This window comes from Parabacteroides sp. Marseille-P3160, assembly GCF_900162725.1.
GTDB lineage: Bacteria > Bacteroidota > Bacteroidia > Bacteroidales > Tannerellaceae > Marseille-P3160.
Window position 1 is genome coordinate 1,874,464 of sequence record NZ_LT799418.1, and the last position, 13,052, is coordinate 1,887,515.

At 41.0% G+C, this 13,052-nt stretch carries 10 protein-coding genes; 8 read left to right on the forward strand and 2 right to left on the reverse strand.

Translation table 11 applies throughout. From position 1 onward, the window contains the following. Nucleotides 1–311: 311 nt before the first annotated feature. The 6 genes from BQ8014_RS07410 (at nucleotide 312) to BQ8014_RS07435 (ending at nucleotide 9,328) form a co-directional block, all read left to right on the forward strand. A complete protein-coding gene (locus tag BQ8014_RS07410) occupies nucleotides 312–1,223 on the forward strand; it encodes a DnaJ C-terminal domain-containing protein (RefSeq protein WP_080903817.1) in 912 nt (303 codons plus the stop codon). Nucleotides 1,224–1,235: 12 nt separating this feature from the next. Continuing rightward, nucleotides 1,236–1,535 carry a chaperone modulator CbpM gene (locus BQ8014_RS07415; RefSeq protein ID WP_080903818.1) on the forward strand — a complete coding sequence of 100 codons (300 nt, stop codon included), beginning with the start codon at nucleotides 1,236–1,238 and terminating at the stop codon, nucleotides 1,533–1,535. A 194-nt stretch (nucleotides 1,536–1,729) separates the two neighbouring features. Then, the gene (locus BQ8014_RS07420) at nucleotides 1,730–2,338 is read left to right on the forward strand and encodes an RNA polymerase sigma-70 factor (RefSeq protein WP_080903819.1); all 609 of its coding nucleotides are present in this window, start codon (nucleotides 1,730–1,732) and stop codon (nucleotides 2,336–2,338) included. 354 nt (nucleotides 2,339–2,692) lie between these two features. Continuing rightward, entirely contained in the window at nucleotides 2,693–3,820 is a 1,128-nt protein-coding gene (locus BQ8014_RS07425; protein ID WP_080903820.1) for a FecR family protein, read from the forward strand. Between the two features lie 60 nt (nucleotides 3,821–3,880). Beyond that, nucleotides 3,881–7,417: a TonB-dependent receptor gene (locus tag BQ8014_RS07430; RefSeq protein WP_080903821.1), complete on the forward strand. Its 3,537-nt coding sequence runs from the start codon at nucleotides 3,881–3,883 to the stop codon at nucleotides 7,415–7,417. 18 nt (nucleotides 7,418–7,435) lie between these two features. After that, entirely contained in the window at nucleotides 7,436–9,328 is a 1,893-nt protein-coding gene (locus BQ8014_RS07435) for a RagB/SusD family nutrient uptake outer membrane protein (RefSeq protein ID WP_080903822.1), read from the forward strand. 84 nt (nucleotides 9,329–9,412) lie between these two features. Here BQ8014_RS07435 and BQ8014_RS07440 read toward each other — a convergent pair whose 3' ends face one another. Next, nucleotides 9,413–10,354 carry a TPM domain-containing protein gene (locus tag BQ8014_RS07440; protein ID WP_080903823.1) on the reverse strand — a complete coding sequence of 314 codons (942 nt, stop codon included), beginning with the start codon at nucleotides 10,352–10,354 and terminating at the stop codon, nucleotides 9,413–9,415. Between the two features lie 10 nt (nucleotides 10,355–10,364). After that, nucleotides 10,365–10,961, reverse strand: a complete 597-nt coding sequence (locus BQ8014_RS07445) for a LemA family protein (protein ID WP_080905871.1) — start codon at nucleotides 10,959–10,961, stop codon at nucleotides 10,365–10,367. Between the two features lie 563 nt (nucleotides 10,962–11,524). Between BQ8014_RS07445 and BQ8014_RS07450 the strand changes: the two genes are divergently transcribed. Both BQ8014_RS07450 and BQ8014_RS07455 read left to right on the forward strand, forming a co-directional pair. Then, complete coding sequence (locus BQ8014_RS07450) at nucleotides 11,525–12,037, forward strand: septal ring lytic transglycosylase RlpA family protein (RefSeq protein WP_080903824.1); 513 nt, start codon at nucleotides 11,525–11,527, stop codon at nucleotides 12,035–12,037. Between the two features lie 11 nt (nucleotides 12,038–12,048). Continuing rightward, nucleotides 12,049–13,050, forward strand: coding sequence for a 2-hydroxyacid dehydrogenase (locus tag BQ8014_RS07455; RefSeq protein ID WP_080903825.1), 1,002 nt, complete (start codon nucleotides 12,049–12,051; stop codon nucleotides 13,048–13,050). The last annotated feature ends 2 nt before the right edge of the window (nucleotides 13,051–13,052 follow it).

Sequence of the window (13,052 nt, forward strand, 5' to 3'; positions counted from 1 at the left end):
TCGATCGATCTGCTTGAAAATGATGAAAGAATGTTTGATGATTGCATCGTTCCTGGCACCTCCTGTTTGACGCGACGGATGGATGCAAGTGATAGCGCGATTTATGCGTCGGCATTTCTGAATTTTAAGAAAAGAATGTTATATTTGCCATGAGAGATGGTTGTTTGTTGGGCAATTCAAAGATTACTTTGGAATACGGATTTCACGGTTCACATCCTTTATCTGATAGACTATTTCTTTGAAATGTCGTTTTTGGCAAAGAGTTTGTAGATGAAAAGGAAAGGCTGAAAAATATAAACAAATAAAAATTTATGGCATATATAGATTATTATAAAATCTTAAATGTAGACAAATCGGCTTCACAGGAGGACGTCAAAAAGGCCTATAAGAAGATGGCGCGGAAGTATCATCCTGATTTGAATCCGAATAATCCGGAGGCAAAGCTTCGTTTCCAGGAAATTAACGAGGCGAACGAAGTGTTGAGCGACCCGGAAAAACGAAAAAAATACGACCAATACGGCGAGAACTGGAAACATGCGGATGAATTCGAAGCTCAAAGGCAGCAGGCTCAGCAGGGAGGAGGGAGCACCGGATTTGGCGACTTTGATTTTGGCGGCGGCTCCTATCATTTTTCATCAGGAGAAGGAGATTATTCTGATTTCTTCGAATCATTGTTTGGCTCCGGCAGGAAAAGCAGCCGGGGGCGTTCCGGTTTTCGGGGGACAGATTATACGGCTGAGTTGCACCTGACTTTGCAAGAGGCGGCGAAGACGCATAAACAGGTGCTTACGGTGAATGGGAAGAACCTGAGGATCACCGTTCCCGCAGGGGTAGCCGATGGCCAGGTAATCAAGCTGAAAGGCCAGGGCGGAGCGGGAACGAATGGTGGACCGGACGGGGATTTGTATATCACTTTTATCATCTCGGAAGATCCGGTATTTAAACGGGTGGGAGATGATTTATACGTTACGGCGCCCCTGGATCTTTATACCGCCGTGCTTGGTGGTGAAAAGATCATAGATACATTGGATGGAAAGGTCAAATTGACGGTACAGCCGGGTATACAGGGCAATTCGAAAGTGCGGTTACGAGGGAAAGGGTTCCCCGTCTATAAAGAAGACGGCCGTTTTGGCGACTTAATCGTGACCTATACGGTCGATGTGCCTGTAAATCTGACAAAACGGCAAAAAGAGTTATTCGAAGAATTACGAAGTCTAAGTTAAAAGGAGAAAAGTATGCAAACGGATTTAATTATTGTCAGCGAATATTGTCGGCAAAGCGAAATAGAACCTTCCTTTGTTTCTTTATTGGAAGAATACGGACTGATTGAACTAAACGAAGTGGATGGCGAGCAATACTTACCGACTTCCCAACTCAACGAGGTGGAGAAATACACCCGGATGTATTATGATTTATCGATCAATATAGAAGGCATCGATGCCATCCATCACTTACTGAGCCGGATCGATGAGCTTCAGCACGAAATCACAACCCTAAGGAATCGCCTCCGCCTTTTTGATGGGGACGAACCTTGATGAACGTAAAAAATTTATTTTAAAATGGCTCTTAGTAAATAAGTCATAAAATTTAAACAGTTTCTTTGATTAGTGTAAGAGGAAAGTTGCTAACTTCGCTAACTTAAGATATCTGATGATAGAATTTGAATCATTTGCTATTGCAAGCGATAACCTCTAAGAGAGAAGAGTAACGTTGTTTTTAAGAGAAGCATATGGAATTTTCTATTAAACAATTAAAAAATGGAGATGAAAGAGTCTTTCGTAAGATTGTTGAATCTTATTGGGTGCGTTTGTATAAATTTTCTCTTATCTATATAAGAGAAAGGGAAGTTGCGAAAGAAATTGTGCAAGACACATTTATTGCTTTGTGGGACGGAAGGGCAGACTTACATGATGATACCTGTTTGATTACTTATTTAATGATTATAAATAGGAATAAATGTCTAAACTATTTGAAGAGCCTGAAATTGCAAACCGTAGATATTAATGTATTAGATGAGTCATCCATTTACCGGCGATCTAATATTAATATATTAGAAGATGAATCGCTTGAGATTCTGATTATGAAAGAGCTGCATCTTGCATTGGAAGCTTCAATCAACCGTTTGCCTGCTAAAACGAGGGAAATCTTTTTAATGAGTCGATATGAAGGACTTAAAAACAGGGAAATTGCCATTCGCCAAAACTTATCGGTTAAAACTGTAGAATTTCATATTAATAAAGCCTTAAAACAACTTCGGGATGATCTTTCTTCCGACTATTCTGTACATCTGCTTTATCTGCTGCTTTTACTTTATATAAAGAATAATTTCAATAACTAATTGATTTTAGGAGCATAATGTGATTATCCGCGTAATGTTCTTTTTAAATTTGGAAGCAAAGCTGCAACCTTTCCTATCCTTAAAAAAAGGATAATCATTGTGAGGCGGGAGCCTCGCTTTTATCACCGACGGAAGCTCGAGCTTCCGCCGAACATAACACAACCATAACATAACACAACCATAACATAACAGGAGTTTGCCCTGATTACTTAATTGTCTCTTGTTGTTCTAATCTGTACTTTACGTTATTAATAAAATTATTTTTTCATTTCATTTAAAATTAACATTTTCTCGTTAGGGTAAAATTTCTAAAAGTTGTTCCTCTTCTAAATGCTCATAATAAAGAGGAACAATATGGATGACGATTTACTCATACGATTTATTTTAGAGGAATGTTCGATCGAAGAGAAAAGGCAGGTACTTCGACTTGTAGAGTCCGATGAGAAGTATAGACGCTATCTGAATGAACTTCAGTCTGTTTGGGCATCTGTTCAGATTGATCGCGCAATGCAGAAAGAAAAAGTAGATCGAAAGCAGGTACGCCTTATCATGAAAAAAATACGGAAAAAGCAACCGAACCGTATACAACTTTCCTTTTCGATAGCTTGTGGAATAGCTGCTGCCATTTGTTTATTTCTATTCTTGCCATTTACTAAAAAAGATAAAATCGATTATGAAAAAATAGTAAGTGGAATTACAAATCAAAAAGAGATTACATTAACTGTCGGTGGAGACGAACAAATTAAGCTTATGGATTCTTCGGCGGTTATCTCCTACACAAATAAAGGACAAGTATTGATTAATGATACTTTAGCTGTTCAGGAAGAGGTGGCTGCTGAATTGAATACTATTCACGTTCCTTACGGAAAGCGTTCGATTTTGATTCTGTCTGACGGCTCTAAAATACATCTTAACTCCGGAACCTATTTAGTCTATCCTTCCGCCTTTTCTTCCAGGCAACGTGAGGTCTATTTGGAAGGGGAGGCCTATTTCGAGGTGATGAAAGATCCGAACCGGAAGTTCATCGTAAAAACAGTCTATAAGTCAGTCGAAGTAGTAGGAACTCAATTTAATATATGGGTCGATAAGACAACGAACCGGTTTGAAACAGTATTGGTTTCCGGTAAAGTTAATTTGGATGGAAACACAGGAAAGATAGAATTAGTGCCTTCTCAATTGTATACTTATTCCAATACTACCGGGGAAGAGAATCTGCAAATGGTGGATGTTAACTATTATACTTCCTGGATAAACGGAGTGATGAGATTTAATAGAGAGCCCTTATCTAAGATATTGTATAAGTTGGAAAAGGTATATAATATAAAAATCAAACTTTTAAAATCGGAATATAAAAACCATTTGATATCGGGGAGTTTAGATCTGAGAAACTCGGCAGATGAAACATTAGATGTCGTGATGCATATTTTAGTTTCTCATTATGATCCCCAAAGACAGACATTTTATCAGATAGAGAAAAAGTAATATCGTTATGTAATTACAGAGCAAATCACTTTTAGTATTTAACAATTTAAATCAATTATTATGAATGAAAATCAAGTGAAAAAAAGTTTTCCTCAAGAAAGAAGACGATGGAGATACCTTGCAGCATTAGTGTTGTATTGTTTTCTATCCTTGTCTGCAAATGCTAATTTGTTAAAATCACAAATTACGTTATCAGTGAATAATACGACCTTGAAGCATGCGCTTGACCTGATCGAACAGCAGGCCGATGTAAGGATCCTTTATTCTAATAATGTGTTGGATGAAGATGCTATTGTGAGTTTGGACGCAAAAAACTCAACATTGGAAGAGGCTCTGAATCATTTATTGGCTAATTCAAATTGTAATTTTAAAGTTGAAAATGGACAAGTGATGGTTTATCCGAAAGATCAAAGCTTTAAAAATTCTACAGTGAATCAATCAGAGGTAAGGATCAAAGGAAAAGTACGGGATCAAAACGGAGACTTGCTACCGGGTGTTAATGTTACGGTTAAAGGGAGCGGAGGTACTGTCGGGACAATGACCGATATGAATGGAAACTTTGAGATAGTTGCCCCGTATGCTAATGCTAGCCTTGTTTTCTCGTATGTCGGATTTCAACCGAAAGACATAAAACTGGAAGGGCAAACGGAATTAAATGTCGTTCTTGTAGAAGATACGAAAGCGCTGGAAGAGGTCGTTGTCGTAGGGTATACAACACAGAAGAAAGCGACCATAACCGGAGCCATTTCGACCATTACGACGAAAGATTTGAAACAGAGCCCGACTGCTAACCTGAATAATGCACTTGCCGGACGTATGCCGGGTTTGATGGTAAATCAGTTTAACGGTGGAGAACCCGGTGTAGATATCTCGGATATTAAAATCCGCGGTATGGGTACTTATGGCGATAGTTCTCCGATTGTTATTGTAGATGGAGTGGAACGCGATATGTCTTACCTGGCTCCGGAAGAGATCGAAACATTTACGATTCTGAAAGATGCTTCGGCCACAGCGCCCTATGGGGTTCGCGGAGCCAATGGAGTTATTATCATAACAACGAAACGGGGAAAAGCTCAGGAAAAGGCAACCGTTAGCTTTAAAGCTTCATTCGGACTGAACAAGCCGATAAACCTTACGGATTATTTGGGATCTGCGGATTATGCTACTTTGTATAATGAGGCAATGATCAATAGCAATCCGGGAGTAAATCCGTCTAATCTGACTTTGTTTAGTGAAGAGTCGATTGCCAATTATCGTAAAGCGAAAGGAGATAATTCCGATGGTTTAGGTTATGATTGGGATTATACGGATTACGCTTTTAAAACAGGGACGCAGCAAGATTATAGCTTGTCTGTCCGTGGAGGTTCCGATAGGGCCCGTTATTATGTGATGGGTAATTACTATAAACAAAGTGGGAATTATAAACATACTGATTTGACCCAATATGATACTCAAGCAATTTTTCAAAGATATAACTTTCGTACCAATGTAGATGTCGATATAACAAAAGATTTCACCATGAGAGTGGATTTAGGAGCGCGTATTACGGATCGGAATGCTCCGGGAACAACAGCTGCAAAACTTGTTTATATTGCCAATACACAACCTCCTTATTTACCAATTACGCTTCCTGATAATGGAAATCCGGCAAATGAAGCGTATGTGTTGAGTAATCCATACGGATTATTGTATGGAGATGCGCAACACCGTTATAATATTTTAGGCGAATTGTCAAGAAATGGGTATCTGAATGAAAAGAAAACTTCTTTAAATGGTTCATTTGCGTTAGCACACAAATTGAACTTTATTACGGAAGGATTAAAAATAGAAGGCGTCTTCTCTTACGATGCACAAGAAGGACGCTGGATTAGGCGTATGCTTGAGACAAGAGCTGACGGATATGCCGTTTATGGACGATATGCCACTTTTCAACCTACTATCGGGACAAATGGTTCCTATTATATCAATAATACGACATACGACGGACCTTATAAATTAGGAAATCCCTGGTACGATACGGATGAAACAATCAGTAATGGATTTTCACATAATGCAACTGAAAGTAAAACCTACTACCAATTGAAACTGGATTATCTTCGTACATTCGGCGACAAGCATGACGTCTCCGGTTTAATATTGTTTAACCGCTCTACCCGTACCTATGATAACCGGGTGGAATATCGTTATCAGGGGGTAACCGGTCGTGCAACCTATGCGTATGACAGCAAATATTTGGCCGAGTTTAATGTCGGTTATAATGGCTCTGAAAACTTTGCTCCCGGGAAACGATATGGTTTCTTCCCTGCCGGTTCCATTGGTTGGGTGCTTACAGAGGAGAAATTTATGGAAGATAGCAAAAGATGGTTGGATCATTTGAAATTAAGGGCATCGTATGGATTGGTCGGTAGCGATAAAATCTCGGATAATAATGACGATCGTTTTGCTTATTTGCAATTTTACCAGAGTGGAAGTGGTTATAGTTTTGGCATAGACCAGTTTGGTAATGCTTATACTGGCTTATCGGAAGGGAATTTCGCTAACCCTGATTTAACATGGGAGAAAGCCCGTAAATTGGACATTGGAGTGGATGCGTCCTTCTTTAACAATCGGTTGACTTTATCCGCCGATTTCTTTTACGAACATCGGTATGATATTATTACCAGCCTGAGCGGCGGCGATAAGTTAGGTTTCCCTGATATTGTTGGAAAAGATGCTCCTTTTATTAATTCCGGTATTGTGGATAACCGCGGTATTGATTTTGAGATTGGATGGTATGGACGTATTGGAAATGATTTCCGTTATTCTATTAAACCGAACTTTACGTTTGCCCGTAACAAAATTAAATTCATGAATGAGATTTTTTATGATGACGAATGGAGACAAAATACAGGGAGGCGCATTGGAGAGCACTTTGTCTATAAAGTCGATCACTTTGTTTATGACCAGGCGGAAGCTGACAAGCTGAATGCAATGAATGAAGGCAGTGGATTTCAGCCATGGGGAAAGTTGTATCCGGGAGATGTGGTATATAAAGACTTAAACGGAGACGGCGTTATTGATGACTTACATGATCGAACCTACAGTGGTTTTCCGAGAAACCCGGAAATACAATTCGGATTGCCGATTAGTTTATCTTACAAAGGATTAGATTTTACCGTCTTGTTCCAAGGCGCCACGAATGCCAGCATTTTATTGTATGGTGCGGCTGTATACGATTTTCCTTCCTACTATCAGGATCAGATCGGTAAAGTGAAAAAATGGCATCTGAATCGCTGGACGGAAGCAACCAAAGATGTGGCAGCTTATCCGAGATTAACTTATGGAACAAACGATAACAATAAGAATCAATATAGTAGCTTAGCATTATACGATGCTTCTTATATTCGAGTAAAAAATATAGAAATTGGATATTCTTTGCCTAAAAACACGATTCGTTTTGCAGGTCTTCAGAATGTAAGGTTGTATATTCAGGGATTGAATCTGCTGACTTTCGATAAATTGGACGATCTGGATGTTGACCCTGAAATCAAAGAAGGTGTAGGCGATTGGTTCCCTGTTCAGCGTGTTGTAAATTTCGGAATTGATATTACCTATTAACGATTAAATCTAAAAGAAATGAATAAGATATATTTATTAGTAATGCTTTTGTTAAGCTCTTTATTTATAATATCTTGTGACGATTATCTGGATCGGACGCCGGACGATAAGAAAAATGAAGAAGATATATTTACTCGATATGGATATGTGGATAACTTAGTGACTGATTTGTATGCAAATGCTAAGAGTGCAAATAGACCCTTATTATTTTTTAATCACTTTTCAGCTTCTGCTATTACCGATGAATGTAGTGCCAGTAGCCATGAAAACTCTATTCCTCACCAATTTAATATTGGAAACTATGGGCCTTCACAAGGAATGCCGACAGGAAGCAGTGTGGGGCAGTATTGGTGGGATTTGTATACCAAAATAAGAAAAGCGAACATTATTATTGAAGGGGTGGCTAAATATAATACACCTGATAATCCCGAATCCGGAGGTGAAGGAGATATTAATCGCCGTGTCGGAGAAACTTATTTTTTAAGAGGCTATTTACATTTTCTATTATTGCGAGCTTATGGAGAAGTTCCTTATGTGGATTATGTTGTCCAACCGAATGATGAAATGAATTTTTCTAAGCTTTCTGCTCATGAAGTTGTAGAACGTATTTGTCAGGATGCGGATGAAGCTTATGCACGTGTAGATGCATTTAATGGAGGGAGTCGCTTTGGACGTGTAGACAAAGGGGCTTGTTTAGGATTGAAAGCAATGGCACGTTGGATTGCTGCTACTCCGATGTGGAATGGCGGTAATTTTCCTAATGATACACGTATGTTTAAAGATGAATATGGTTACAATGCCGCCCGTTGGGAAGCTGTAAAAACAGCGGCTAAAGCAGTCTTGGAGGCTAGAGACAATTCCGGTGCTTTGCGTTACAGCCTTTATACGACCTCAGATGCGAATGACTTCGGTGACCTTAACGGGAATAACACAAGTAAAAGTAAGGTTTACAAACGCCTGTGGAATATGGCTTATGATATGCAAGCGATCCAACAAGAATGGGTCTGGTTTGTGACGAGAGATAAGGATACCGGATGGTCAGGAGATGTATTACCTCCTACTCAAGGTGGCCATGCCCGTCAACGACCTTTACAGGAACAGGTAGACGAATATGAATATATTGCTCCTGACGGATATGGTTACCCGGTTTATTCCAGCCGGTCGAAGTCGGATGGATACGATGATGAAAATCCGTATGAAAGCGTTAAACGGGATCCTCGCTTTTATCGCGATATCCGTTATCATGGGTCTGTTTACAATAATGCCGTATTAAATACGGCAGAGGGAAATGATGCATTAGGAGCCAGCTATTTAAGCACTTCTTCCCATACCGGTTACTATCTGCGCAAATTTTACAAAGATGGTTGGGTAAAGGGGAACGGATCGCATGTAATTAACGCTCCGGCCATCTGGAGACTTCCGGAGTTTATCTATATGTATTGTGAAGCTGTTAACGAAACAACCGGTCCTAACCAGGAAATTTATGATCTTCTGAATACGGTTCGTGCCCGCTCTTTTATGGTGCCGATTCCACCGGCAGCTAAAACCGATAAGGCAGTTATGAACGACTATATCCAACGTGAGCGTAGAGTAGAGTTATTTTATGAGAACCATCGGATTTGGCATACTCGTTTGTATCTCGAAGCGGATGATGCAACGGAGCTGGCAAAAGAAAAGTCCTATGCCGGTGTAAATAGCTGGCCTTATCCTAAGACACAGCGTTGGTCACATGGAATGAAGCCGGTAGAAGATCCGAATGGAAAAATAGAGGTGAATGGTAAGAAATACAAGATGCAACGTATCGAAGTTGCCGATCAACGTGTTTTTGAAACGCCTAAATCTTATTTATTCCCGATCATGCAGGATGAGCTGAAACGTACTCCTGGATTGGTTCAGAATCCGGGATGGTGACTTTATCATTCGGAGGTTGAATCCGGAATGTGAATTATATAGAAAACAGCCGTTAGCATCATTTGTTAACGGCTGTTTTTGTTTTTAGAAGCGGCTGATAGAACCGCCGCCACCGGAGCGTCCACCCCCCCAGGATCCGCCACCGGAGTGACCTCCGTTGAAACCTCCGCCTCTGCCGAAACCTCCACCTCCCGAACGTTGTAGTTGGCTGATTCTCTGCGTTCTTTTCTCCGTATAACCGCAAAATTTGCAACGGTAAGTGACTTCCTGTAAACCGGATGAATAGTAGGTAGGTCGTCTCAATATGACATGATTCACAGCGATCAATCCTCTCTTATTGCATCTGGGACAACGTCTGGGTACCAGCCGGGCGATGACTATGCCAATAATGAACAGCATCGGTGCGAGAAAAATAAATAAAAACGGAAGGAACGAATCATCCATAGACGTTTCCTTTCCACTGTCTCCTATCATTTCGGCACGTTCATAGTCGCTGGCCAACAGATAATCGCGTACGGCAGAAACGCCATGAAGCATGCCGCCGCTATAGTCACCGGCTTTCATCCCTGGGATCATATAGGTCTGTTGCAGCCGAAAACAAATGGCATCCGGTAATACAGCCTCGATGCCATAACCTGTTTCAAACACTACCGAACGCTGGGAAGGTTCGGTCACTAATTGGATTAATAACCCATTGTCTTTATTCTTCTTACCCAATCCCCAATAATTAAACAATTCGGTTGCGAATTCCCGCGCATCCTGATCTCCGATGCTTTTCACCGCCACGACTGCGACTTCGATACTTAGGCTATCTTCCAATTCATTGAGAAGCGCATTGATCTGTTTTATGTGATCTTCCGACAGAATGGAATCCGGGTTGCTGACATGATCTTCCCGGTCCGTTAACCGTACGTTGGGAATCGTCTGAATCGTATAATCCTTTGCGGCGGCAGTAAGGTTTAATAGGCCGTAGAGTGCAAAAAGGCAGGAAAGAAAGACTTGTTTAACAAACGTTATCCTATACATCTCCAGTTACTTAAAACACAACTTCCGGTGCTTTCCCCGCGTTTGCATCTGCAGTGAAATAAGCTTTTTGCTGGAATCCGAAGATACCGGCAAAGAGGTTATTGGGAAAGCTGCGTACGGTCGTATTGTATTGTTGTGCAACTTCATTGAATCGTTTCCGTTCTACTGCGATCCGGTTTTCGGTACCTTCCAGTTGCGCCTGAAGTTCAAGAAAGTTCTGATTGGCCTTTAACTCCGGATAACGTTCCACTACCACCATCAGACGGGATAAAGCACTGCTTAATTCCGTTTGCGTAGACTGAAACTTTTGTAATGACTCTTCCGTAATATGTGAGGGATCAATGCTGGTTTGAGTGGCGGCTGCACGGGCTTTAACGACTCCTTCCAACGTTTCCTGTTCGTGGGAGGCATATCCTTTGACCGTATTGACTAGGTTAGGTATTAAGTCCAACCGGCGTTGATATTGATTCTCTACCTGGCTCCAAGCTGTCTTTACTCCTTCATCTTGTACTACCATTGTGTTATAAACTCCTTTTGCCCACATGAATAATCCTATTGCGAGGATTACAAGGATGATTAACACCCAAATACCTTTGCTCTTAAACATAATGTATATACTTAATATTGTGTTTATTTCGGAAGCAAAACTAATGAAAAAATGCATATCCGGTTAATCTCCCGGTGAAAAAGCGGAGTTCTTTTTGAAGAGGTGAAAATGCGGTTGTCTTTAAAAAAATCGGTATGTGATCTGGAAACTAATCATAGGCCACCATTTCAGCCATTTTTTAGCTTTATCAAAATCATTTCCGAAGCTATCCGATCCTGTCTTCCTGGGGTTTACTTCTCTTCCGTCCTGACTGACTTCTGAAAAAAGATAGTTTGACGCCGAGACCTAAATGTTTAAAAGAAGCACCGACATGATCTTCCTAGCCATAGCTGAAACTGATGCCAATGAATAAAAAGGCAAAGACTGTTTTGTACGTTCGTTTCATATGCATGATTTTGTAAAAAAAACTAATATAAATGGATTCTGTTCTCAAATATATCTTTTTTTATTACAAACAGACCTTCTTTTTAGCTTGTTTGTTTTGCTAAAAGATGATAAAAGGAGTGGCTTATCCGGTTTTTTTTATATATTTGCCAAAGTAGGCAATCCCTAATTCAGTTGATTTGAATTTATTAGCTTCATATAATCTTCGGTGGCGGTTCCTTCTATTAGTTTTCTTCGCCGTTTTAACTTTTTCCGACAATGCATTTTCGCAGGAAGAAGGGTTGGCTTCGTATTACCACGCCCGGTTCCATGGGCGGATGACAGCAAGCGGTGAAGTGCATGATAAGGATGAGTTGACGGCTGCCCATCGTACTTGCCCGTTTGGTTCGTATTTGCGAGTGACTAATCTGTCTAACATGAAGAGTGTTATTGTCTGTGTGACCGATCGGGGGCCTCGCCTCAAAAAGCGCGTAGTCGATGTCTCGGAGTGTGCTGCAGAAACATTGGGGTTCATTCGGCATGGGATTGCCCGGGTGCGTGTGGAACCGGTTTGCGGGCCGGTCGATTTACGGTGGTTAAGATTGTTGGTTCCGCAACGTATATTTTTTGATACGGAAGCTCTTCGGGAGAATGCACCGCTTCACCTTCCCGGCCTTAGGGAAGAGAGTTTCGATAGACTTACCTTATTTTAATAAAAGAACAAATGAGTTGTAGAATCGCATTTTTTGGAACGAAACCTTATGATAGAGATTCGTTTGAGAAGGTAAATGCTTCCTTTGGATTCGATATAAAATATTATAAGGGACATTTAAATCTGAATAATATAGTTTTGACGCAAGGAGCAGATGCTGTTTGTATTTTCGTGAACGATACGGCTGATGCGGATATCATTGACGCTTTGGCGGCGAATGGCGTCCGATTATTAGCGCTTCGTTGTGCCGGCTTCAATAATGTGGATCTGGAGGCTGCCAAAGGGAAATTGAAAATCGTACGGGTACCGGCTTATTCGCCCTATGCCGTGGCCGAACATACATTAGCTTTGATGCTATCCCTGAACCGGAAAATCCATCGCGCCTATTGGCGGACGCGGGATGGGAATTTTTCCCTGCACGGCCTGCAGGGATTCGATATGCACGGTAAAACGGCCGGCATTATCGGTACCGGCAAAATAGCCCGCATCCTGATCCATATCCTTAAAGGATTGGGGATGTCTGTTGTGGCCTATGACTTGTATCCCGACGTAAAATATGCAGAGGAAGAAGGTATCCGTTACGGAACCCTGGACGAAGTCTATGCCGCGGCCGATATCATTTCGTTGCATTGCCCGTTGACACCTGAAACGCGGTATCTGATCAATGAGGATTCGATTGCAAAAATGAAAGACGGGGTTATGATCGTCAATACCGGACGTGGGCAATTGATCCAAAGCAATGCGTTGGTCGAAGGGCTGAAAAGCAAGAAAATCGGGTCTGCGGGGTTGGATGTCTACGAAGAGGAGGCTCAATACTTCTATGAAGATACCTCGGATAAGATCATTGACGATGACGTATTGGCCCGTCTTCTTTCTTTTAACAATGTCATCATCACTTCCCACCAGGCCTTTTTTACGAGTGAAGCCATGCATAACATTGCGCTCACGACCCTTCAGAATATCGATGATTTCATGCAAGGGAAGCCGTTGGTGAATGAAGTAAAACTTTCCTGACC